The organism is Mucilaginibacter aquatilis, from assembly GCF_009755275.1.
Lineage (GTDB): Bacteria > Bacteroidota > Bacteroidia > Sphingobacteriales > Sphingobacteriaceae > Mucilaginibacter > Mucilaginibacter aquatilis.
Window position 1 is genome coordinate 527,220 of record NZ_WQLA01000003.1, and the last position, 25,045, is coordinate 552,264.

The following is a 25,045-nucleotide window of genomic DNA, read 5'->3' on the forward strand; positions in this document are numbered from 1 at the left end:
TTTGGAAACAGCGTAGGCGTCAGTTTATTTACAGCAATCCCTGTAAGTGTCTGCCAAATAAGAAGAACCGTTTTGGCGCAACATCGCTGACATTTGTTAAATCTGATTTCCAGGCGGTAACAGATGTTGAAATGACAGCGACCTCATGCATACAATGATGGCAGCCCGAATTGCTTGTATACTTACTGGATGTTGACTGGCTGCAATTTCAAATAAGTGCAGGCGTAACTGCCACAAGTATAATTAAGTTTAACAATGCTTCACCGGATCATAAAACATCAAGAAATCAGCAAACAGGTCAGCCATCCAAAGCAAATCATAACCCATGTCCTGGCAGAATGACAACTGAAAAATTATGCGCGGTAATTTAGACTATGCTATAATTCAGAAAAAAGTAACAAGAGTGATACGTTTGTCTTTCAACGAATTGTATATTTGGAAGAACCTATCTCATATTCACATGGTGGAATCCAGGTATTTTGTTACTTATGAAGATCTTGTCGGGTATCTTGAGTTGAAAACAGGATTTGCACCTCCCCAGATAATAGAGGGTAAAGGCCTTTTCCTGGGTAAATTTAACAAGTGGTTCACAAATTTCGAAGACGTGTCATCGGAAAACGTCAATTGGCGTTGCATATTCCCCGATCCAAAGCTGAATATTTCTTACCCTTACCCGATTGATGAAATAACTGTTGCCTGTTCGCTGTGCAGCAGTCCTTCCGCATATGATCAGGCAAACAGAATATTAAACGACTACCATCTGGACGCCAGCCTTTCCAAAAGACAAACCATGACGCTGTCGGGTGGTGAACTTCTATTGCTGAGTTTCGCGAAAGCACAGGGATTAAAAGATCTGACAGAGACGTTATATGTATGTACGCCTACTCAATGGCTTCATCCCACCAAGTATTTTCTTCTGGAAAACTTAATTAAGGAGTATTCCGATAGTGGGAAGACTGTCAGCCTGTTGCTGTTAGAGGGAGAACAGATTGAAACCGCGCCTGATAACGACCTGCAGGAACAGGAACAAGTGTCGTCCGTTCAGGTGGAGAGCCTCCCCTGGAGCCTTTATATTAAAAATCTGCTTAAAATATTTGACGCTCAGACATTCCCAAAAAACAGCCCCGAGAAAATAATCAGATATGTCCCGGCTGACTTTGACAGGGAATTTGAATCGCCAACGCTGGTAACGGGTGACAACGGCGTCGGAAAAAGTGTTTTTGTCAAGATGCTGAGTAACATCTACCAGCCGACAACCGGAAGAATAGCCATAAGGTGCCTCGGTAACGAAGGTTATGCCAGAGTACTCATGCAGGATTCTCTGGACCAGCTCTTCGGGGAAACCATCAACGACCATTTTACAAGAGTATTTAAATTTGACAAGGCTAAAGGCAAACAGGCAAGAGAATTATACGAAAAAATGTTAGATGAACTCCGGCTTGCAATCAAGACTGATGTGAGATTAAGAAAAATGAAATTAGCAGCTTCGAACTCCGGTACGATAGAAACGGTACTTCAGGTAAAGTTTGCATTAGTCTGTGAGCGCCTTGCCTCTAAGCCGCCGCTATTAATACTTGATGAGCCCGACTGGTGCCTTTCACGACCAGTGACCGGGCTGTTCACTTCAATTGTTGTGAATGCTGCACATAAAATTCATATTCCGGTATTGATCATAACGCATCTGCGGAATTGGTACAGTAACTTATATAAAAGCGTGATCAACTTAAAGATAATGGAAAATCCGCAGGAGGTTCATATTGAGCAGATTAATTAAATGAACAAAAAATACCAGTTGCATGTAGCAAAAGTAAAACCTGTATGGTTGCGCTTTTTGATTTTGGTCATTATCGGCCTGCCTCCCATAACCGGCTGGCCATTAACACTGTTCGCCACTGCGAAAGATCCACTACACAATCTTTTCATGTGGCTTTCCTACGGCTGTTTTATCTGGTTATTTATTCTGCTGAACACAGGTTTTAAAAAGCTGCTCAGCTATCTTTCGTTTGCATTCCTCCTCGCGTTAATTACCTGCCTGGTAGGCGCCGGAATACGGAATTTAATCGGATTTATTCAGGGTGCCAGCAGACAGGACATGACGCTCGTTTCTATCAGGATGTTATCGCTCTTCATCTGCATGGTTTCGGTGATACCTTACAGTCTGTTTTTTATCAATTGTTTTTCAGTTTCCAGCTTCATATCAAGATTGGATTTCAGCACTGTAAAAAATCATAGAACTAAAATACACCTGGCGTTAGCGCTCAGGGTTTTCCAGCATGTCGGCGATGTGACAATCAGTCTGCTTGATGTGTGGAGAGAAGAGAATCCCAAAATGATAAGTCCCAGATTCAGTGATGAATTATGGGAGTCTAGGCTCAGTCCGCTGGCCTGGTTGAACTGGATGCGGAATTCGGCAGTCACCTGGTGTCTTGCTATGATCATGCACACATTTGAAGCCATACCTTATTTAACCGAGGAGATGAAGAATATAATCAATTTCAGAGAAAACAGATAGCTTATGAGTAATAACTGGACACTTGGTAAAACTGCTGTCGTTGCAGCTTTAACCGGTCTTTCTGCTTTAGGGACGATGATCATCAGAGTACCTATCCCGGTCACGAACGGATATTTTAATATAGGTGACGTTTTCGTTGTTTTAGCTGGCCTATGGCTCGGACCGGTTCCCGGACTCATTGTCGGGCTTGTAGGGCCAACCGTTGCAGACGCCGTCGGCTTTCCGCAATTCATTCTCGCTACAGCCATCATCAAGGGATTGGAAGGATTTGTAGTAGGTCTGATCGGAAGACATCGTGGAATTGGTGTCGGACGAAGGGTGATTGCAGCCTCAGTTGGTGGATTCATCATAGTCGCCGGGTACTTTCTATTTGAGGCCTATATATATCCTTACCTTGGCAGTTACGTCCCGTTTTTTAAAGTAACCGATATTGGCGGAGCCATTGTTGAAGTGCCGGCGAATATTGCCCAGGCAGTGATTGCAGTAGCAGGAGGAGTTGCTCTCTGGCGTCCGCTTGCCGGAAGTGCTCGGCCGGACGAGTGAGTTTTTCCTGCCAAAGGCAGAAAAGGCTCTGTTTATTATTATTGCGTTACAGGACCTTCAGATAGTATGGGCTCTTCTTCGGGCAGATTATGGTATCTTCGCAGAACGCTCATCATATCCTGCTCGTGCTGGATCATGGCTGCTACGGACCAATCCTCATGACCATATGCGAACGCCAGTTTCAGGCTCTCTATACCGGACTTATTTGTCCGGTGTATAAAATCCCAACGCTTCTGATCAGGTGATTGATTATTGTAACCGGAATTAGAATTTACGCTGATCAGTGCCAGGTTACCGAATCTGTCCTTTATTTTTTCGTCCACCCCTTCCGGTATAGGAACCGTCGACCAGGTATCGAAAGCCGGATTTCTGGGGTAGATGTGTTCTACCGAACGATTATCCCGGAACTGGAAGTTCCGGATCTTTTCACGATGGTCTTCGATCCTGACGACAGGAAGTTTGAGTGACCCGGTCGTCCATTCTTTCCACAGGATATAATCCAGATTATAGAACCAATACCGATTCGTGCCTGTTCCGTTGTTCAGCACCGAACTCAGTCTTTTTCCGCGGAGAAAGTTCATCGCGATACTCCTGTCTATTGTCCCGAGTACTTCTAACAGGCGTATCTGGTCATCGCCCTCCTGAATAAGGTGCGCAAGCGCTTTGGTAAACCAAAGGGAAGGTGCTGTGCTGACGTTCAGCATGGCTTGCAGCTGAACGAGCAGTGCGTCCTTACCTGCGCAGGTCCGAACATATTCGTCTTTGGAAGGGTCCATCTGTCTGATGCCACGGATCTCCCAACAATAACCCTGTTCAGTATTGATACTTTTAATGAAATGCTCATCATAAAGGATCCTGCACCTGAACAGATGCCGGATAAACCGATCCGCATCGCTAATATTGAAGTAGGTCTCGAAACCGGTCAGGAGTTTCTTATCCTCTACCGACAGACCTGAAGTGTCCGAACCCTTCAGGAACAGTTTAAGGCAGTGTAAGAGGAATTCCGGAAAATTAACGATAGAGCCGACCTTTTCCCTTATCATATCGGGGTCCTGTTCTTCCTTTTGTCTCTGCCTGCCAGCTTTAACGCCCTCCCCGATCAATGTCTCCAGCGTAGGCAGATCCGAGCCATTGCCCCCGGCATTGAAAAAGGACATGATCCTCACATCGATGTTTAAAAGCTTTGCCCGGTTAAAGCTCAGACCCCCATCCAGTCCGTATTCTACATACTGGTCCAGTTGTGCCACCGCATCCCATATCTTACCGTATCCTTCCTGTAGTTCCGGATCGATATGAGATAATAACGTCGCTTTCAGGATGTGATGACTTTCCAGCTGCAGACCGCGGTTGTTCATATCCTCAAAATATTTATTAAGGTCCACACTGTCCGGCAGAAATATTGCGACCATATTGACCTGCCTCAGGAAAAAACCGGAAAGCCGTTCGGTCTCAGAAGCGGAAAGCTCGCGTAGAAACTCTTTTATGGACCTGATTGCATCGACCATTATAAGGTTGATATCTTCATCAACGATTTCTGCAGGTTCATCGATGTTCGCGCCGATCAGAGATCTCAGGAATCGTTCATCCTCACGTCTTGCGGCGAAACCCAGCATTGGTGAACCATCAGCCAGCAGGAACAGGTCCCAGCCCTGACATCCTATCGAACGCATGACCGAGCCGATCAGCCATAAGGTTGTCAAACGTTGCTGACCGTCGATGATATCAAAACACTGAGAAATTTTATTGTGGTGTAACGTGATGTTACCGATATAATAATCACGCCCGGGATCTTTGTTCGCGGCGTCAAGGACATCTTTTAATAATCTGTTGATTTCCTTATGCCCCCAGGAATAAAGTCGCTGATAGATGGGAATATTAAAGGTACGAACCTGATGGGACGAACGGATCGCGTTAAGTTCAATTGGTGTAAAAGGTATAGGTTCAGGTATCATGGTCATAAACGGGCTAAAAATGACAGGGACCTTGGTAAAAGATGCCGGTGGCCTAAAAAGAACGCATGTTCAGGATCTTCGAATAATGAAATCCTCATTTTTTCACGTATGCTGTTGGACTTTATATTTTGCTCCCGATAGGCACCTTCCAGAAGTACATTGCAGCGTTCAACAATGTAGTCGGGATGTCCGGCCCTTTCGATCAGCGCGAAGGGATTATGCTCCTCCCGTATATAGCGGTATACCGAACTATACTGCACCGTCGGTTGTTTGAATCTTAAATGGTAACAGGTGAAGAACAAGCAGGCCAGAACATAATCCGCTTCTTCATGACCAAACTTGTCCACATAGAAAATGACCGCAGCAACGAATAGCTCATGAACATACCGGGTGCCTGTATTATGGTCAAAATGCTTCAGGTTGGTTTCCAGTTCACGAAAGAAAGGGCCAAGCTTATTCCCGACGATGATCTGTTTATATAGCTGGTAATATTTCTGGGTGAACCAAAAGAAGGATTCGCCACCTTCAAGCGACTGCGTGATCTGCAATGGTAGCGAAAGCAGGGCATCATCATTAATAAGTATACTTCCGGAACGATAGATACCGTCATGTCTGTCAAAGAACAGTTCCAGGCCTTTGCCGCTGACCGGGTCGTATCTCCACGTCCTGAATAAGGGGGCCTGCTGATATCTGTTCATGAGATATCCTGATCGGTCAGACCTGTGTATACGTTGCGAGCGGAACTCTTTTTTGATATCCAGTTCGCGGTACTCTTTACGCCCCCATTTTCGCCCCCTGCCCAGGATGCTGCCTAACAACGTTCCAATTTTAAGGGCAGGATCTTTTTCAAGGGATTGCCACTTGACCGCACAATCCTCCGCCAGAGCCGGGTCCGCAATGTAACGTAAGTGATGTGCCTTGAGTATCTCATGGTCGTCCAGCCTTTTTCCACGCGAATTCTGACTGTCAAAAAATGCAAAAGCGTCATCAAGATCAGGAGCGTACAGAACGATAAAGAAGATATCCGCGAAATCAAGCTCCGGACCACCACCTTTCTTTTTAATCATATCGTTTATTAGAGCGGCGTTCTTCCTGACATTCTCCTGAGCCGATAAGTAACGGAATGGCCTTTTCATCAGAAAGTTAGAGGCCCCGGTATTCAACAATCTGTGCAGTATCGCGAAGGTGGTGAGACGCTGTTGCCCGTCAACGATATCGGTCAGGGAGCCGTTACGATGGAATATCAGACTTCCCATGACCAGCGTATCCCCCTTCTTCGCTTTGTAAAGATCAGACATAAGCGGGATCACCTGCTGGTCCGTCCAGGAATACGGACGCTGATACACCGGTATGGTAAGATCATGATCCGCCAGTAAGTCCTTCAGACTCATAACCTTCGTCTCTAACCTGGTTCCTGACATTATTAATTGTGTATTACAGATTTAGTTCCTGAATTTAAGAGTAATTTTTAACTTTAAAAAATAACCTTATTACGATGCATCAATCCGCACACAAACGTGTGAACGTCAATATCACATGGGGAAAACCCTTGACGTTCGCAGCTCTGAGGGAACTACAAGAAGAAAAATGCCGTGACACCTGTTTTTATAAGATACCAGGCAGGCATAACAACCGTTACAAGTTATTCTATACCGGGAAATGCGTCGACCAATATGTAACGGTCCGGACATTTCAAAAGGACCATCTGACCAAACCAGCGAACTTCAGGCAGATGCGTAAGAAGAGTACGTTAATGGCCAGCCTGGGTGAAGTGAGTGCGTACCGGAAACCGCAACCGGCCGAGCCCGGTAAGTTGGATAGTCTTCTGATATCCTCCCCTACGAACGCAGATTTCTCCTGCATTAAGAACAAGCAGTGTCGCCTAGTCACAATACCGGAAGAACTGTCGTATAGCCGTTAAGGAATAGCCCGAAGAGGGATGTATGGGGTTCGAGGCCTATGGACTGATCGTCAATAAGCAAATATTCACAATACTCAATAAACCTAATATCTTATCAAATGCGTTTAGAAGAATGGCTTGTCGCTGACAGCAGGCTGGATGAGCAACAATATGAGATTTATATGTCCGAACCGGGCAATAGCATGGTCATTGCGGGTAATGCGGGCAGCGGAAAGACCGTGCTCGCCGTACTGCGGGCAAAAAGAGTGTCCAATCTGGGTTCGTTCGTACTCCTGGTCTTCAACAAGGCCCTTAAAGCGATGCTGGAGTTCGGATTTATGGCTCAGCAGTTGTCCGCGGACGCAACGATCTATGCCTGGGCTTGGGAGAACCGGGGAATGGATCTCTCCGGACTGGTCTTTTTCCCTATCACTAAGAATGGAGAGAATGTACAATATCTTTCAAGCCACATTTATCTCCAAAAAGGTGACCGGATCGAGGTCTACAAAAAAAGTGACCATGTAAGGAAGTCACATTATGCCGCACTGCATGCCGCTTATCTTCGTGATTTCAAAACGCTTACCCCGGAAGAGATCCGGAGCAGGGAGGCCGAGATCACCAGGTTCGTCTCCGTCGACTTTGCAGATTGGATCGGTAATGCCTATTGGCAGACCTATGGACGACGAACATGTTTTTACGAATTGGAAAAGATCCTGTCCCCGCAGGAACTGAGATTGACGGACAGCACCAAATTCGAATCGTTGTCAAGTGCCATCCTGTTCGTGCCGTTCAAGTTCAAAAAAGATTTTATGATTCTGGATGAAGCGCAGGATTTTCAGGCCGAGCAGATAGAATCATTAAGGTCGGATTTTACCAAAAGCATTGTGTTCTTCGGCGACACAAGTCAGAAGCTTTCCACATCGGGGACATCCATAAACGCGATTGCCAAGACCATGGCATGCGAATACGTCGAATTACAAAAGAACTATCGTGTAACTAAGGAGATCGCACGTCTGGCCGAATATATGTTACCTGACGATGAACGGACATTGGTCCGCAGATGTAACAAGGACTGGGGCAACGCGTTACCGGTAGTAAAAAAATGCAAGTCCCTGGATGAGCAGATCGACTTCATATTAGGCATCATCAAAGCAGAAGATCTGACAGATGTCGCTATATTGGTGCCGACCAACAAGATGGTCGAGATCGTGGTCAAAAAAATGAATGAAAAAGGAATGGATTCACAATATCGCTATAACCGTCCGTTAGGTGGTTTCACTGAGGCCTTGAACGACTTTATGTCCGGAGAACTCGGAGGCGGTTATTATAACCAGATTGACAACCTTAATTTTCAGAGCACGCTTCCTTGTGTACTTACTTACCACAGTTCCAAAGGGACACAGTTCGAGACGGTGTTCATACCGTTTGCTAACGACAGTATGCATTTCAATGGGATCAAAAAGAATGCTTTCTATGTCGCAATGACCCGTGCCAGCAGAGAATTATATCTTACTTATGAGGATAAGCTGACATCAGCTTTTGCACCAGTACCTGTGTCCTGCTATAGAAGTGTCTGAATATGAACATCAATAATTATCATTATCTTCCGTTATCATCCTGGAACATCAACAGTCTGTTTACAACCGAGAGCGTATCCCCACATTATTTCTACGGTTCAAGGCGATTTGGTACCATGCGTAACACGCTGACAACGGATCAGGAGTTACCGCTACAGTTCGATAATTGTCTGGTTCTCTATCCTCAACCATTCCGGTTCAGACCATTAAAAGGCCGGCCGGTGTTCCTGGCCATTCTTAAAACGAGCCTGCCGGACAGCAAATATGTTGTCAGCAAGGATGGCCTGACCTATTGCTACCGTACCATCTATCTGAGGAGGGATCAGTGCTTTATCTGCATCGCAACGGAAGAAGATAAAAAGTTGATACTGGCAGATGCCTCACCGAGTATCGAGGTGAAGACTATCCCTAAATACCTGTTGTTCAAAGGAAGTTCCAGTTTCAGGATCATTGCAGACGACCGTAAGTTCGATCTGATGTTCCATAGTCCTCAGATTCATTACCCTGACAGGTTACTGCTGAATAAGCGTTCAGAATCCCAACCGTATTTTGACCGGGCCTTCAATCAGATCAAAGGAACATTATATGGACTGATCTGCGGCACCATCGGTGGCAGGAACGATTCAGAAATCGAATTGGAAAAAGGGTTTCAGGAGTTGCAGAACGTGATGACCGCAACCAAAGGCAAAGCAGAGCTATCCGAAGGTTTCACGCCGGATCTGTTCATTGAGCTCCGCGCAAAAATCAAGGGCACCAGAGATCGTTTCAAGGCCGCGAACAAAAAGGAAAAGACAAGCAAATTCGACCTGTTGGATCATTACCTTAATGAACTGGTGACTTACACGGAAAGACGATCACAGGAGTTGGCGCGGCAACGTACCGCTATGATCCCAGCCGTTGAAGAGGATACTGAGTACCGTTCGCCTTTATTGAGTGATGCCATGAGCGGAAAAGAGCTGTTAGAGCGGCATCTGTCCGAACTGAATGCTGATATTCAGCGGATCACAGATGAATTAAAGGACCTGGGACGGTCGGCCAAGTACAAAGACCGGCGGTCCTTGTTGAAAGAACAAAGGTCTGATCTTAACGACCGCGGTAAGGAACTTAAAAAGCATATCTCCGCTTTAAAGTCGCGCATCAACTCCCTGCAATACAGGGGTCTCAACAGAACGCTGAACGGCAGGACAAATTTCGATGGCAACATTGAGGACATCTATTACAAGATGGGCACTTTAGTGACCGAGATGAATTTCAATAATAAGGCAAGATTTTTGGGTAAGAAAAGAAAGGATACTGAACTTGACCTTGAACCATATCTGTTCGATATCAAGCACCTGACCAGATGCTACTACAATGACAAAGTTGAGACCGATGATCAGATACTCTTAGCGCATGACCAGGCACATTTTCCTGATAGTGAATTGTTCAGGATCATCATTGATACCTTATTGCTGAATGCCAAAGGGCAGCAGGATATTAACGAGGGCCAGATCAACTCGATCTTAAGTGACGTGATCCGCAAAATGAACGGTAAAAATGAGTTGACTGACTCATTAAAAGCGTTACACCAGCTGCAGGACTACCGTGCCACAAAGGCGTTCGAATACGTTCTTCCCGATAACACACCCCTGATAAGGAACTTTATCGCGTTCTTATTCAAACCCAATAGTATGGAAGAACTTCAACGGTACCTCTTCAACAAGAATATTGAACAACATCACATTGCATATACGTTCTGGGGTGCATTCAACGGGTTTGCGGCCATGCCGAAAACGTTTACCGATCCCATTTTCAATAAAGGAAATGAGAAATTAATGGATGCGATCGACCAACATTTGTTCTTCCATTACTTAGCCATTGCTCAATAATTAAATAGTTCATGTTAAACGTTTGTCAGCGGAAATTCCGAAACAGATTACGAACTTGTAAGATCTGATTACTCCGCTATCCCTTTACCCGTGCAGCCCTCCCGGATAGCTGTCTATAAAAGAAAAACAATAAAAAAGAAAGTCAGAGGAGCGGTCGCAAAGGCGGAGCGGGAGACTATAAGACAGCCTCCGCCCGCGTGCCGAATTGCGTTTTCCGTGCAAGTCCGGCCGCCTGAAGAATGACCTTTCGTATTTGTTGTTTAGTTGCTGTTACCTTGTCGTGAATCATGTATATATTCAAGCCACCAATATTCAAATCAAATAAATTCTGTAAATAAAAAGCGCCATTGTCATCTAGTTAACCTCGAACCTACCAGTTGCATGTTACTGATCATCATCAAAGTCGCCCTTATCTACCAGGTCGCTCATTTAAGACACTGTTGATCATTGAGTAATTCAAAACTTATATAATCAAAGAAGCGGATTTTCCCTCGAAAAAATGCGACCCTTCAAAGCGAAATCCCGCTGCATCTTACCGCAGGTACGATTGAGGATTTCAGACTGTTTAAAAGGTATTTCCTCTTCCTGACAGATCTTTTGCTCAACCTCATGCAAGTCGGCCAAACCCCACAATTCAATCATTTCTTCTTTGACCGAGTCTGGATAACGTTGCGATGCCCGATGGATCAGTTTGGCATATCTCCTTTCGTTAGGTAGATTGATCCGATTTACTATGCCCAGATCGAAGTTAAATACCGGCGAGCGCTCATCAGTGTGATCAAGGGTGATCGTATAAGGTGTCAAATCGTTTGCGTAGTCGTGATCAAAAGTATTACCATCGTCGTAATGATCCAGGTAAGGATGAAAATGTGTTACCGGAGTGAAGGTCCGCTGTTGCTTAAAATTTTCATTGCAGGGTGAACAAGCAGGTATCAGGTTATAAAATGATAAACATAAATATGGATAAGTTGCCTTATCATAAAAGTGATCATAGCTTACAATCGCCAACTGACGCTCCTCATCCCAATGAACCCAGACCGGCAACATGTTACAATAAGGGCAAACATCGATGCCAAGCATGGTCAACAATCTCTTGCTTTTGACACTTCGTCGCCAGTTCTCATAATCAAAAACTTCATGCAGTATCTCATGCCCCAGGCTCCCCGGATCAGCACTTCCATGTGCAAGTCCATGTCGGGCATACAGGGCGTTCATGCGGGCGATCAATGCCGGTGTTGTCTCCGGCCGCACCAGTATAATCTCTTTCAGCAGAGCGCAATCCGCATCAAGCAGTTCGTTATAAAAAGCTGTACGTGCAGCATTGCCATTATTTTGATAAAAGTCGCGCTTGCGTACGACGCGCATGACGAGTGAATAGTCATGATAACGTTCCTGAGCCTTAATATACGGACTTATCAGATTCCAATGATCTTCGGCAACCTCCGTTATGGGCTTTTCTGCACCCCTTTCGATCTTAACCATTGAGTCTTTTACTTAATCTTTCTTCCAGAATACGTTTCAATACCGGTTCACCGACCCGGTCTATCAGCTGCTGCACCTTTCGGATGTCGAAGCGGTCACTGCTGAGTATAGGTGCTATGATTTCGTCTTGTATCTTTTGCCTCGCAAAACTGCTAACGGTTGATTCGCCCAAGAAAAAATTTTCCGTAAACAACGTATGGATATTTCCGCCCAAGGTCCGTTTTTCAGGTCTGCTGACACGAACGTTCGAGAACCCGAGATCATCTTCGCTTTTTTCCAGCAGAATAATATTCTCGCGGGGCAGGTCGCTAATGATAAAGGGTGAGTGTGTGGTAAGAATAAGATGAATTCCGTTCGGACGTATAAGCTCAGAATTAAGGAACTCCAACAAGAAATGCACATAATCACGCTGCCATTCTGGATGAAAATACAAATCGCCTTCATCGATGAGCATGAGTACGTTATCGCTTCGGATATCTTTGAGAATAGCAAACAGCCTGGAAAAATAAGCGATTAAAGATTCTTCACCTGCACTCAGCGAAGGCCAGCGCATGTTCATAAAGGGTAAATCCAGGGCAGTACTGTAATGACGCTCAAAGAATTCGCTAAACAAATCTGAATTTGTCCGTAAAGTCAGTGAATGTTTATCTTTTTCAAACTCTGGCCAGTGACGCCGGAAGTACACCTCCAACGCTTCAATATCCGTAAGCTTAGCCAGGATCGGCAACTGCTTCTTTGATCTTTTTTCATTTTTTTCTGTTGCACGACGCTGCAGGTCCTCAAATAGCCCACGTAAATTATCAATCAGTCTCCCATAGCGCGAATTGTCGTGGTCCAGAAATTCCTGACCTTCCCGGAATATGTCGATCAGTTGGATAAAATGTTCCTGTTGCTGAATCAGCAGATCAATTAAAACATTATCCTGCAGGATACTCCGTAAAAGGAACAAGGTCAGGTTCTCGTAAAAACGACCTTGTAGCGGATCAGTTCCGTGTTCATAACGAAATTCGATCCGTTTACCGAATTCACTTAGTGTTGCGGATAACCGATCCGATAGATCCCGAACAAATCCTTCTGGTAAAGACATGTTATCAGTAACGCGTTCGATATTCTCTATCAGATACGATCTCAGCCTGTCAACATCGTTCCTGGACAATGTGTGAATATTTACAGCTATCGCGTCTATACGTTTAAAAGGAATGTCCGGGCGACGTTGCAATTCATTGAATGCCCGGAGGAACTCCACCTGCCGTTTCAGCTCTGTATAACGAAACCTTTTGACGCCGCCTAGGGTCCGGATCTTTTTGCTCCTGACCGCCTGATTGATCTTACCGATTTGTTCTTTAAGAAAACCGGTTGATACATTATAATAATTGACGCTTTCCTTTTCAAAGAAATCGGTCTCTAAGCTATTGGAGTAATATATGGTCGTCAGATTCTTAATGCGATCGAGCACCTTTGGATAATCCCGGTAATAAACCTCTTCGAGTGGCAAGCCGGTCTCATTATCAATTTCAATATCGGCACGTGCATACTGATTAATATATACTTTGATCACACCTCCGTCTTTAAAAAACACAATGTCCTGTTCCCGTTCATCCAGCTCTTTTTTATCTTTAATGAACAGATCCCTGAGATAACGCAGCGTCGTCGATTTACCCACGCCGTTTTTACCGACAATGCCAGTCACATAAATAATATTCTGACCGAAAAAATCCTTGATTAAATCTTCGCGCTGAGCGATCGTAATGAATGTTTTAGATGCATTATGATTAATGCGGATATCAAAGCGTTGATCAAAGCAAAGTATTTGGTCGCTCAAAACGCCGTATTTCGAGCCTAGTTTGATACCTATAAGGTTAGTCGTATGTTCATCCATGATATGGTAAGGTGAAAGAAAAAATAAATATATAAAATATTCATGTGGGGTAGTGGCAATTACGATTTTGAAGCGACAATGACCCAATAAGCCCACCGTCCTGTATACTTAAATCAGCACATTTTTAATAGTTTGATAAAATAACTTTTTCATAGTACTCCGAATCGCGTTTCAATTTTTCAGCAACAAAAAATATTTATTAGGTTTATAGATGAAACCCTTTCATACCGCCTACTTGTCACAATTATGAGTTACTATTCTTATACCGATACTGCGCTCAGAGTCATACACATTAATACTCGTATGACTGTTGCAAATAAGGAAGTCAAGAAGATCCGCGAGCTCTTTCAGAATTTTGTGGGGTCTAATAATTTTAAAGGACAGATGATCTCACAGAATTTAATGGCGAATCTTTTGAACCCGGAGCTGCAAAAGGTCCTGATTCATGAATCACATCATTACTGGCAAAGTCTCTTTTATCCGTTTCTATTCTATATCAATTTTTTGGAGTACCATGGCGTAGTTCACCTGCGCAGAGAGGTCAGGCTATCAGAAGAAGCACAGGTGCCATTCGATCACTTTGGACTCAACACGCCAACGGTAAACAACTTTCATTTTTGCTGCGTGAACTTCCGCTATTACTGGAATGACAGTAATATGCTGGAGATCGATGTCGACTACCAGCAATGGACAGACTGGTATGATGCAGATATATTTTGTTTAAATGACCTGATAGAGGACAGCACAACCATTTTCGAGTTCAAGGCATCCAACGAAGATGCCGGTCCTGAACGATATTTTGAGTGGATACAAAATCCCGCTAACAGAGCCTATAAAAAGCTTTACAAGTTCCTGTGTAAGCGTTTTGACCCGAAGTACGCTTACCACTTCATCCCGATATTAACGCAATTAGCTTTCCATACAACTGAACCCATTTCCATCTTTCGTGACCTCGTTAACATGACCATTGCCTATAATCTTGACAAGAATTTTGACGGGATCGATTATTTTCTGCTCAAGGATATGATCAAGATACGTTATAAGACCATTGATCTCGATCCGGCAAACACGAACTTTATACAGGATATACCCGTCGGCTTTATCGACGATACACTTTATGATAAGATCATTACCTATGCGAACATGAACACCGGTTCCGCGCATTATCCCCTGAGTGTACATGCCGGAAAATATCTCAACTGGAAAAAAGAGAACGAACAACGGGAGATGGCGTTGATCGAGACCGACCACCAAAGATCGAAAAAGCTGTTGGAAACTTTTTTCCCGTTTGCTATCCACGTTAATTTCCTTGACCTACATGCCCGTGATACCGCATTAGTGTGTTCTTCTCCGGATTATCAAGAATACAAAATCAAGGATCATACGGTCGACTATGGTACGATAGTCAAGGAGATGGTCAAAATGAAAGAGATCACTTTGGCTTTGTTCAGCGATGCGATGGCTGATACCCCGTTTTTGTGCCATCACAAACAGTGCGCTTACTACAACATTGGAATTTGCCGAAAATGGAATTCTGTTCCGGCCGATTATAAGGAATGTAAGTTCCCGTCCTGGTTCGCATGGAATTATCTGTACGAAATATCCGTTGAGGATAATTGCTTGAAAAAGATCAACGCCGAGCAGGAAAAGGCCTATGAGAAGGAATTCTTCAGGATTAATGACAAATTCGCGGAAGACCGGTTCCGTTATGTCGGACTTGATCAATACCATATTGTACTTTTGATTAATAAGGAAGTCCTGAATGAAAATGACTATTCCTATGTAGGAGAATTCCTAAACAAGATCAGCAACACCCGTGATCCGGAACAACTATTCAGTTTCTTAGTGATCGAATTCCCGGATCATAAGGATGATCCACGACCGGTTTTCCAGATACCGGAAATCAAAAAATACGTCCAGGTAATCATGGATAGGATCCCCGCGCTGTTTTTTTACCTGGCACTAAAGGGCAGGTTCCGGACACATCACTATATGTTCCCTTTTTTCGTAAAGCATAAAGCTACTGTCTATCCGGATACAAGTTTTATGGTTCAGTACGATCATCATTCCTTAGAAGCATTCATTAAAAGACAAATGTCCGATATACTTAACCACTGTTTAAGTCAAAAACTTGACTCTGATTTTTATCTTGAAGAATTTATCAAACATTCCCTGCAAAACAGTCACCAATGAAAATAAAATTTGAATCAGAGAATCGCGAGCTTCTGCACGAATTTCATCAGTACCTCTATGAGAGAAATAAAAGCCTGATCGTTGATGAACACTATGAAATGACGCCTGGTGTTCACAAAGAGCCGATGGTAGTCGCCCTTATCATTGCATTAGGCGGAAAACATATTCTGGAATTCATACAAAAATCGATGAAGGATTTTCTCGACTACAAGATCGAGCGCTCAAAACAGGAAACGCTTCGGCAGCAAGAACAGCTTCGGCATAAAGAAGTATTGCTCAAGCTGAGCTTATATGAGAACGGCAAATGGCAGGACCTAACTTCCGAAGCTTTTGAGAAGCTTGAAACGCGTCCTGAAAAAGAAAATCGATGAACCAAGCATTTGAAGCACACACTGGTTAAAAAAGAATGAATAACATTTCACTATATGTCGTCTGCTTAAAATAATGCTAACGATTCATTGAAAATAGTAGCTTTTGATTGCCTGATAACCAGTACTTAACCGTACAATCACAATGAAAATAAGCAAATTGTTTCAACTGGGTAAAACCCAGGCAGAGTTGGATTTTGTTGATATTGATCCCGACGGAGATACGCCGCTTTTTCTGGACCCACATTTTTTAAGCAAACGAGTAGATAGCTGGTCAGTTGAGGCGACCCTCACTTTAAAAAGTTTCTTTCAAAGAATCATTGACCTCGTTCGTACGGATCAAATTGATGTTGCGAAAGACATGTTTGACTATCTGAGAGAACCAAACGCTACCTGTCTTGGTCTATCTCAGGGCAGACCGAGAGGTAACGGTGTTGGAGACAGAGATACAGCAAAAATCTTTCAAAGCCTCCTGAAAAGCAGAGCCATACAAACTGGCTTAGTCCAAGACTTGCAAGACAGCATCCTATTCGTTGACAATTTCGGAAGAGATAAGCTGTCAGACATGGCGACTAACATCATTACTAAACACCTCGTTGATTACACGATCAGACAATGCATTTTCCACAATATACCTTTGCATAGTGGATTATCAACAGGTTACTATTGGTCAAGACAAAGCAATTCCTGGGAAAACTCTTCATCGCAACGTTTAATCGCTGGCGGTAAACCCATACTTCTTGTGCCCAAGGGAGCTGTGTCGTTTAGCCAATCGTATACACCAGATAGATACTACCAGCATTTTGTATTGACCTTCTTACAGAATGAACACTTGCGACTCAATTCGGCGTTAGTGCAAAGGAGGGCTAAAGGGGCCCGATTTGTTACAAAGAAATCCCTTGAAACGGATAACCCCAGAAACAAAGATTTTCTAAGAAGCTTTACCTTCAAACACCCCAAGGTTTTGCAAGATTTCAAAGATCAAACAAATCCCCCTCCGCTTCAGAATAGCCAAATCTCGGATGTTAGTTTTCAGACTATTGCAAAATCGTTAGGATCTCAATTAGTAAAAATCCCCTTCGGTACCAAAGATGCCAGTGCTTTCCATAACATAGTGCTGGGTATTTTAGAATTGTTGTTCTATCCTGACCTGATGAATCCTGTCAAAGAACAAGATATCGACAAAGGCAGAAAGCGAATCGATATACTTTTTGACAACAGCAGTACCAGTGGTTTTTTCTTTAACTTATCTAACCATTTCATGTTACCTTGTGGTCATATTTTTATAGAGTGTAAGAACTATTCAACCGATATTGCCAACCCTGAGCTTGACCAGCTTGCGGGGCGATTTTCAATCAATCGGGGAAAGGTTGGAATTGTGGTTTGTAGAAGTTTTGATAACCGACAATTATTCATCGAGCGATGTCGAGATACGTACACCGCACAACGAGGCTTAATTATTCCCTTAATCGATCAGGATCTCGTAAACTTGTTAGATAACATCGATGAAAATAACCGCACATTCTTAAATGACTACCTAACGAAAATTTTGAAAGAAATCACTTTATAAAGATAGCGTAAAAGGGTCACTGCCAAATCATTTACATCAGCGAGGCTGGATTCCACTCAAGGATATGCCTAACTGCCTAATTCCTAAGTATCAAACAGCAATTGTACGAGAAGCGTTCTTATATTTGATAAACAGAACTTTTGAACTAAGAATGCCAGCCTTTATAGGATCTTATTCATGTCATTAACCCTGTAAAAAAATCTGTTTTATAAAAGTAAGTTGAATCTCCAGACGTTTAAAAACATCAACCAGATACTGGCAAGGGACAGTAAGTCTTCAACCTATAAATTCGCTCTGTTAAGGGGGACCATCGACTTAATTGATGACAACTCTCCTTTCATTGTTATCAAAGGCGACAGGATACATTTTCCATTAGGCTTACTTATTGAAAAATGGCTATTGTATTATTACCCGCTGGTCAATATACCGCAGATCAACCGGTCTACGCAACTGGCGTTCTCGGGACCGTTAAAAACATTGATAGAAACCTATGAATTAAGGGGTGGATTCTCGGCTTTTTATAATGACCTGAAGAACAAAGGCATTCCCCAGGAATTACATAGACTGTTTTTAGAGCTTGTCAAAAAGCTGGCTGCAACGATCACATTGATGCCCATGAAGTATATTGGCACGTCCATTTATGATCAGTTTTACGGCATTTATAAGTATGAAAAAGTAAAATTTCACCGGACCAACAGTATTGACGCCGAATACCTCATTAATAACTTTGGCACATTTTCTATACCGCTCGAATATTACGAAGCTTTCCAGGTGCTCGGCAGTTTTGTCAATGGACAGGACTCCATATTGTTTAAATGGGCAGAATTTTCTGTTCAGGCATCGGGCAAAACTCTGTCTGTAACACAAGTACTTGACGAAGTACTCAAAAGTCCCATCACTTCGCGTGAAATCACTGAATCTAAAGCCTTATACAAAAGCATTCTGCAAACTGAAGGGCAGGTATGTTGCGTATGGAGCGGCGACAAAATCACCAACTATGATATTGATCATATCCTCCCTTTCACCATCTGGAAAAACAATGATCTATGGAATTTGCTGCCTACACGTCCTGACCTTAATAACCAAAAACGCGACAAGATTCCCAGTCCTGCGCTAATTGAAGGCCGAAAAGAACTAATTTGCCATTACTGGGACCTCATCAACAATAACAAACCTCAGCGCTTTCAAAAAGAGCTTCACATCGCTTTATTAGGTTTACAAAAAGGCGACGATTGGCATGACATAGCCATTAACCAGCTTAAAAAGAATTGTGACTACTTAATTTCAACCAGAGGATATGGAATGTGGTCACAGTTGTAACATTAGCAATAATTAGGATTGCTAACTAGTTTACCTTACTCTTCTTGTAACCCCTCCTAAAAGTCGGACTGCTTAGCGGACGAAAAGTCTTAACTTTAAACAGTCAAACAAATGAAGAACTCTATCATTACAGAAGCGCAGATCGTCAAGGCCATCAAAGAGTATGAAGGTGGCCGTGAGCTTAACGATGTATGCCGCGAACTCGGCGTACACAAATCAACCTTTTACAACTGGCGTAAAAAGTATGCCGGTATGGATAGCCAGGAACTGAAGCGGCTCAAATAGCTGGAGGAAGAGAACCGAAAGCTGAAGCATATGTATGCGGAATGGGCTTTAGATCATAGCTTGTTAAAAGATGTACTCTCAAAAAAGTTTTAAAGCCCTGCCAGCGCAAGGACATGGTTACTTATCTACTGGAGTTCCGTCAGGTAAGTATCAGCAGGGCTTGCCGGGTAGTGAAGCTGCCCAAATCCATATTTTACTATAAGAACGTCCGGGATGACTCAGCCACCATCGATAAGTTGTTGGAGCTATCCGAGAAACATCCTACCGAGGGTCAGGATTTGTATTACAGTCGTATTCGGCAGCAAGGGTTACTTTGGAACTATAAACGTGTAAGGAGGGTTTACCTGCTATTGGGTATGAATAAGCGTCGTAAAGTGCGCAGACGTGTACCGGCATTGTTCTTCCCTGGTAAACTGGTCTTCGTTAATCGAAATGCCGAGATCGTCAAGTTCGTTGGCCAGGAAATAGTGAATCGATTCATGTTCATAATTGGTCTGGCACTCGTCTTTGTTGGTACAGACCAAAAGATGTTTCCGGTATTCCTGATCGTTCGCTTCAAGGATCACGCGAAGGAAAATGATTTTATCCAGAGGGCTATTGATATTATATAGCTCGGATTGGGCTTCACTAATCACTTTCTTGTGTTCATCTACCTGATGTGCTATATGATGGCTGACAAATTTGTCAGCTCTTTTCTTGATGTAGTCCATTGTAGTTATTGTTAAATTGGACCTATTAGTATTTTAATTTATGTAGTGTTCTTAGGTAATAATCACCGATTGCCTGTCCTTTGCAACGCAAATACCATCTTTAACGATATAGCATTCGACAAAATGGTTGCCCTTGAAACTCGTAGGCTCCTGATGGGTTACCCCCCCTTCATTGATCTGGCCACGGATACAATTCGAGGCGATAGCATGTTCTCCACGGTTTAAGGTTTTCCAGTATATGGCGTATGGTTGCGGTATGTTCACGTTGGTTACGGTAAAGGTGATCCACCTGCCCCGTCCGACCTTGTTTCCTTGTGTGGCCAAGTCATAATGCCGGTGGCCTGTTTTTTTGTTTACCCGCCCGGTCAGGCGTACTTTATAAATGGGATTGATGCGAAGCGGAAAGCCCAGCTCGGTAATCTGTTGTTCGGTATTGTTGTAGGACACCAGACTTCTGCTGGCGGCATTTTGCTGCTCTTCTGTCTTTGTTTTCGGTTTCTTGAAGCACTCCCCAAATATTTCCTGCCATTTGACCAGGCTTTTTTCTTTATCGGTTTCGTCATAGGCTTCCGTGATCTTATCACTGTAATAAATCATCTTGGTTCTGAATACCGCCCAGCCATCCTGGTTCCAGCGATCCCCAAAGTTTTCGCCCGTTTCTCCGGGATCTGCAATAGTTGGCATATATTCGTGATCGTGAACATAGGCCTTCAGTTTTTTCATGACCGTGTACAAAGTTGTGGGAACATCGCTGTAGCAATTTTCGTCTTCCAATAAGGCGGCATCATTGACCTGCTCACCTACAAGCGTATTGAGGATGATGGATTTGATAGCGAAAGTCTGTTTGTAGTCACGGATATACTTGATCAGACGGATAACTTTCACAAAATGATGTTTGGTGATCCGGTTGCGCTCATCAAGCCATTCCGTATATTTTTCGGGGTCTGTCAGCTCAAAATTATTCTCATGGCGATTGGTCACGAACTTTTGCCCATGTCGCTCTAAAAAGGGAACAACATCAATGTGGAAGTCATTGGCATATTTGATTGTCACACACCTAGTTTTCCTACTGACTTTTTCCCGGTAGGTGCTATTGTCCCGGAAAAATTGGTAAAGTTCGTGCACGTAATCTTTTGCTTCCCATTCCGGGTATTCCTTGAGATAAAGCAATATATCTGCGTCAAACTCATGGGTGGCTTTGACCGGTTTGATGATCGTTTTATGCGCGTATGAACCTTGTGGAATCACATCGATAAAATTATCCTTAAATTTATCGCTTTCGCTCAACAGGTCGGTAATGATTTCCGTCCGGTCGTCCAGAGTCGTGATCCTAGCTGAATTTAAGTTGACTTCGTTATCCAAGAAGCTTTTAAAGTAGTTGATTAATTTCATTTGGCATTTACGGTTAGTGCAGGTTTATAAATGGTTCCGCTTCGGTCATAAACGATGATTGCCGGTTGCGCGTCACGCATCAGTCCACGGCCACAGGCTAGGGCGGCAGTCACCGGTACTGCCGGAAAAAGGTTAATCTGTTTACAGGATTTGTGCGATACTTCCAATTGACTTAGAAACCCATGATAGGTTTTGCTGAAGTTCTCGTAGGAGGCCTTGCTCCTTAGAATGTCGCGATTTGGCGTGGTTCCAACAGGCACCATCTCGTAGAGATTACAGCTTTCCAAAATCTTTTCCGGCAGTTCGCTTGGATTGATACTCCCGCTTAGAGATAGAATCAAGGCAATTTTATCGGAGGCATTTTCCTTTAGTTTGAACACCTCGAAGGTTTCCGTTTTCGTCTCTTCAGACCACATCCAGGTTTCCTGATCGCCACGGTGTTTCTGATAAAGGGATGTCGGTATCTTGTCGTCAAGTTGGTAGCCAAGATAAACCAATAAGGGTATGCGGCTCATCGCAAAAACGGAAAGGTGGCGAACCTGACCTTTGACCACGCCTTCGATAAGCGGGTTTAAGCTCCTGTCGATAATACCCTGCCCGATCGACCAGTACCCTTCCCAATTTTCTTCCGGCTCCGGCAACGCCTTCAGATCTATTTCAATGCCGTGTTTGTCAAAGCTATCGATGAACATGGCAAATTTGCGTTCACTGTTAAAAATAACATTCCGGGCATTTTCCTTGGATACCTCTACTGTTGCGCCCCTTATCCCGCCCAGCATTCTTAAAACCACACTTTCCGAATCGATCTGTAAGTCGGTCAGGTGGTGTATCCTTTTTTCATGGTCGGCCTTGTGCTGCATCAAGCGTTCCAGCGTAAACTCTTCCAGTAGCTCTTTAGTATCGATGATCTTATGATGGTCTGCACAAAGCAGCATCAGATTGTTAACCGTATTCCTCGCATCCAGGGCAAGTTCGGCGTCGCCCCGAGGAGATTTGTCTGCCTTGCTCCATCCCACAATATGTGCCATTTCGCCGATGGAAACATCGTAATTGAGATCGAGCAGGTATTTGTTGCAGATCGCACAGCGTCCGCCAGAGCGTACCCATAACCTCACTTTGTCCGGTTCCTTGATCGCTGGCCTCGTTTCCACGATATGATTGTCTACTTCTATTTTTTTATTCTTTTTTGCCACAAGGCCTTTGTTTATGAAAGGGCAATTTACTAATTATTGTTGTTTGCATTCTTGCAAGTTGTTAACAATGTGATGGTTATCCTGTGTAATAAATTATTATGCTGTTGCCTGCGACCCGCGCTATCCGTTCCAAGACCTCGCGGCTGATAGGAGGGCTTCGTGCTCCCACTACTATCGCTAAAGGGCTATTCAGCAGATGCAAGTTGATTGTGCAGCACAATTCAAATCGCGCAAGGCAAACCGAATCATCCAACATAGTCGCTACAAACATCAACTTCCTACTTAGATTATGAAGATATATCGCCTCGGCTTAGGCGACGTTTATGGATACGATCAAATTGAACCGTAAGAGATTGGAAACCGCATACGTTTAGACTGGGGACAAATTAAAATCGTCTTGCCGAAACTAAAATGGACTCGGATTGGTATTACCATGCAACTGATTAAAGTATAAAAATTGTTAGAATCTTGGAACTATAAAAGTTTATTTTTTCCACTATTAACAAAGGAACATTATCTACGCTGAAAGCTAATGAGATATACATTGGCTGACGAACGAATTTAAAGTTGATTCGCTTTTCATTCGCGATAGAGATCGCAGCGACATCCTGCTCAGCAGATATAGCGGAGAGCCCGAGCCGTAGGCATCGCCCAAAACAGCAGCACCTACTTACCTTTTCGTTCTTTTCTTGTAGGTGGGTGTTTAACTTGGTCGAAATTAAAATCCATAAGCTCTTTTGGATGCACCTCTAAAGCATGTGCTAAGGCTTCTAAATGAGATATAGCAAAATTACTTTTCCCCGTAAGCATTAACCAGACTTGCTTTTGAGTGAAACCGGTTCTTTCAACGATATCTTCTTGAACAATACCTTTGTGTAAGCGAATCTCTTCAATTCGTTTAATGATTTGATCAATGAATTCTTGATTACGGTATTGCTTTGCCATTATCCATGTAAAGCAACCACCAAATTAATTTTATAAGTACGTCACTATTGACGTTATTATTTCTATTAATTATATTTGATTATGAATAAAAGCTAAATAAACCTGTGCATTCACGCACATATGTTAATTTTGCGGATACTTCTAAAATATTGAAGCATTCGCTTTGAGTCTTGCTCACGGAAATTACCACTTTCAAAACGAGCACAAGATGAGAAGCCGGAATGCCCATGCTACAGGTATGGGTATCCCTTCTTATTTGTGCTCCAGGCTGTGGTAAGCCTCCGTGAACAATAAGTTGGGACCCATGCCTGTAGTATTACAACAGACCATCCCCTTCAGCGGACTCCATACTTGAAATTAAATTCATTGTCATGGAAAACTTAGAACCACATCAAGACAAACCTGACTTCGGTACGCTTACCGGGATCATGGAACGCTTTGCTCAAATTCCCTATGAGCAGTTCCAGCAGGAACTGGATGCCTGGTTCTATACCTCGCTATCGGAAAAAGGGATCGATGTTCAACAACAACTACAGCTAAATGGGCTTGCCTGCTTACCCGAACTGGTCAGCGCCATTTACCATGAGGCTGAGGTGAAACAATTGTTGAACGAAAGATCCATTTCCCATGAATCGAACAACGATCAAGTTTAAACTCTGGCTTCTCGTCATCTGCCCGCCCGAATGACCTACCGATAACGGCAGGCCTGCGATCAGTTAATAGTTAAGCTCCTGCGGGCCGCCGTTATCGCGCGTCCCTTTCCTGAACAAATTCCATTCAAATCTTAAATAATCCCATGAAAAAAACGATACTCACCAGTGTCCTGGCCGCGCTTTGCCTTTACTTACCGGCCCGGGCACAAACCGCAGGCCCCCTCGCCTACCTGCATCCCGGCGACCAGATGCCGGAACTGCGCCTGCAAAACCTATTGAACACCAAAGCCAAAACCATAGACCTGGCCACACTGAAAGGCAAGATCGTCATTCTGGACCTCTGGAACACCTGGTGCTCCGCCTGCATTGAAGGCTTTACGACACTCGACTCCTTGCAAAGAGCCTATCCCGACCAACTCGAGGTCATCCTGGTCAACCCCTCGGCGCAAGACAGCCGCAAAGCCATCCAGGCGGTCATCGACCGGACCAAAGCCTGGTCAAAGAACGGCTTTAAACTACCCATCGTGATGGCCGATACCACGGTAAAGCAATACTTTAAATTCCGCTCGGTACCCCATACGATCTGGATCGGCAGGGACGGCAAGATCCTGGCGATCACCGGTAAAGAAGAGGTCACCGCGCAGAACATCGCCAAGGTGATCGCCGGCGAGCGTATCCATGTAAAAGAAAAGACCGACTGACG

The 25,045-nt window shown here is 43.8% G+C and carries 20 protein-coding genes; 12 read left to right on the forward strand and 8 right to left on the reverse strand.

Annotated features, from left to right (window positions below; genetic code table 11):
- The first annotated feature begins 460 nt into the window (after positions 1 to 460).
- The 3 genes from GO816_RS10055 to GO816_RS10065 are packed head-to-tail and all read left to right on the forward strand — an operon-like array spanning position 461 to position 3,055.
- Positions 461 to 1,774 (forward strand): ATP-binding cassette domain-containing protein, encoded by a 1,314-nt coding sequence (locus tag GO816_RS10055; RefSeq protein ID WP_198171474.1) that lies wholly within the window; start codon positions 461 to 463, stop codon positions 1,772 to 1,774.
- Positions 1,775 to 2,512 (forward strand): hypothetical protein, encoded by a 738-nt coding sequence (locus GO816_RS10060; protein WP_157541705.1) that lies wholly within the window; start codon positions 1,775 to 1,777, stop codon positions 2,510 to 2,512.
- Positions 2,513 to 2,515: 3 nt separating this feature from the next.
- Positions 2,516 to 3,055, forward strand: a complete 540-nt coding sequence (locus GO816_RS10065) for an ECF transporter S component (protein WP_157541707.1) — start codon at positions 2,516 to 2,518, stop codon at positions 3,053 to 3,055.
- A gap of 38 nt (positions 3,056 to 3,093) precedes the next feature.
- On the opposite strand, the gene GO816_RS10070 is transcribed toward GO816_RS10065, so the two are convergent.
- Both GO816_RS10070 and GO816_RS10075 read right to left on the reverse strand, forming a co-directional pair.
- A complete protein-coding gene (locus GO816_RS10070; protein WP_157541708.1) occupies positions 3,094 to 5,013 on the reverse strand; it encodes a DUF262 domain-containing protein in 1,920 nt (639 codons plus the stop codon).
- On the reverse strand, positions 5,010 to 6,398 hold the full coding sequence (locus tag GO816_RS10075) for a DUF262 domain-containing protein (protein WP_198171475.1): 1,389 nt from the start codon (positions 6,396 to 6,398) through the stop codon (positions 5,010 to 5,012). Before GO816_RS10075 ends, GO816_RS10070 begins: the two co-directional genes overlap by 4 nt.
- A gap of 628 nt (positions 6,399 to 7,026) precedes the next feature.
- Between GO816_RS10075 and GO816_RS10080 the strand changes: the two genes are divergently transcribed.
- On the forward strand, positions 7,027 to 8,484 hold the full coding sequence (locus tag GO816_RS10080) for a 3'-5' exonuclease (RefSeq protein WP_157541712.1): 1,458 nt from the start codon (positions 7,027 to 7,029) through the stop codon (positions 8,482 to 8,484).
- Between the two features lie 116 nt (positions 8,485 to 8,600).
- The gene (locus GO816_RS10085; RefSeq protein WP_157541713.1) at positions 8,601 to 10,352 is read left to right on the forward strand and encodes a hypothetical protein; all 1,752 of its coding nucleotides are present in this window, start codon (positions 8,601 to 8,603) and stop codon (positions 10,350 to 10,352) included.
- A 471-nt stretch (positions 10,353 to 10,823) separates the two neighbouring features.
- On the opposite strand, the gene GO816_RS10090 is transcribed toward GO816_RS10085, so the two are convergent.
- Together GO816_RS10090 and GO816_RS10095 are read right to left on the reverse strand one after the other, a co-directional pair.
- A complete protein-coding gene (locus GO816_RS10090) occupies positions 10,824 to 11,834 on the reverse strand; it encodes a hypothetical protein (protein ID WP_157541715.1) in 1,011 nt (336 codons plus the stop codon).
- Positions 11,827 to 13,713 carry an AAA family ATPase gene (locus tag GO816_RS10095; protein WP_157541717.1) on the reverse strand — a complete coding sequence of 629 codons (1,887 nt, stop codon included), beginning with the start codon at positions 13,711 to 13,713 and terminating at the stop codon, positions 11,827 to 11,829. Before GO816_RS10095 ends, GO816_RS10090 begins: the two co-directional genes overlap by 8 nt.
- 303 nt (positions 13,714 to 14,016) lie before the next feature.
- Between GO816_RS10095 and GO816_RS10100 the strand changes: the two genes are divergently transcribed.
- The 5 genes from GO816_RS10100 to GO816_RS10120 all read left to right on the forward strand — a co-directional run bounded on the left by GO816_RS10100 (position 14,017) and on the right by GO816_RS10120 (position 19,449).
- The gene (locus GO816_RS10100) at positions 14,017 to 15,906 is read left to right on the forward strand and encodes a hypothetical protein (protein WP_157541719.1); all 1,890 of its coding nucleotides are present in this window, start codon (positions 14,017 to 14,019) and stop codon (positions 15,904 to 15,906) included.
- Positions 15,903 to 16,277, forward strand: a complete 375-nt coding sequence (locus GO816_RS10105; protein WP_157541721.1) for a hypothetical protein — start codon at positions 15,903 to 15,905, stop codon at positions 16,275 to 16,277. Before GO816_RS10100 ends, GO816_RS10105 begins: the two co-directional genes overlap by 4 nt.
- A 142-nt stretch (positions 16,278 to 16,419) precedes the next feature.
- Entirely contained in the window at positions 16,420 to 17,844 is a 1,425-nt protein-coding gene (locus GO816_RS10110) for a hypothetical protein (protein ID WP_157541722.1), read from the forward strand.
- Between the two features lie 219 nt (positions 17,845 to 18,063).
- Positions 18,064 to 19,164, forward strand: a complete 1,101-nt coding sequence (locus GO816_RS10115) for an HNH endonuclease domain-containing protein (protein WP_157541724.1) — start codon at positions 18,064 to 18,066, stop codon at positions 19,162 to 19,164.
- A 111-nt stretch (positions 19,165 to 19,275) separates the two neighbouring features.
- Positions 19,276 to 19,449: a transposase gene (locus tag GO816_RS10120; RefSeq protein WP_157541725.1), complete on the forward strand. Its 174-nt coding sequence runs from the start codon at positions 19,276 to 19,278 to the stop codon at positions 19,447 to 19,449.
- Positions 19,450 to 19,796: 347 nt separating this feature from the next.
- Here the strand turns inward: GO816_RS10120 and GO816_RS10125 are convergent, their stop codons facing one another.
- From GO816_RS10125 to GO816_RS10140, 4 genes are all read right to left on the reverse strand, one after another.
- Positions 19,797 to 20,159 carry a hypothetical protein gene (locus GO816_RS10125; RefSeq protein WP_157541727.1) on the reverse strand — a complete coding sequence of 121 codons (363 nt, stop codon included), beginning with the start codon at positions 20,157 to 20,159 and terminating at the stop codon, positions 19,797 to 19,799.
- A 51-nt stretch (positions 20,160 to 20,210) separates the two neighbouring features.
- Positions 20,211 to 21,521 carry an SMODS domain-containing nucleotidyltransferase gene (locus GO816_RS10130; RefSeq protein ID WP_198171476.1) on the reverse strand — a complete coding sequence of 437 codons (1,311 nt, stop codon included), beginning with the start codon at positions 21,519 to 21,521 and terminating at the stop codon, positions 20,211 to 20,213.
- Positions 21,522 to 21,547: 26 nt separating this feature from the next.
- Entirely contained in the window at positions 21,548 to 22,744 is a 1,197-nt protein-coding gene (locus tag GO816_RS18970; RefSeq protein WP_157541731.1) for an SAVED domain-containing protein, read from the reverse strand.
- A gap of 666 nt (positions 22,745 to 23,410) precedes the next feature.
- On the reverse strand, positions 23,411 to 23,689 hold the full coding sequence (locus GO816_RS10140) for a helix-turn-helix domain-containing protein (RefSeq protein ID WP_157541733.1): 279 nt from the start codon (positions 23,687 to 23,689) through the stop codon (positions 23,411 to 23,413).
- A 371-nt stretch (positions 23,690 to 24,060) separates the two neighbouring features.
- Here GO816_RS10140 and GO816_RS10145 point away from each other — a divergent pair, with 371 nt between their 5' ends.
- The gene (locus GO816_RS10145; protein WP_157541734.1) at positions 24,061 to 24,342 is read left to right on the forward strand and encodes a hypothetical protein; all 282 of its coding nucleotides are present in this window, start codon (positions 24,061 to 24,063) and stop codon (positions 24,340 to 24,342) included.
- A 143-nt stretch (positions 24,343 to 24,485) separates the two neighbouring features.
- Entirely contained in the window at positions 24,486 to 25,043 is a 558-nt protein-coding gene (locus GO816_RS10150) for a TlpA family protein disulfide reductase (protein ID WP_157541737.1), read from the forward strand.
- Positions 25,044 to 25,045: the final 2 nt, after the last annotated feature.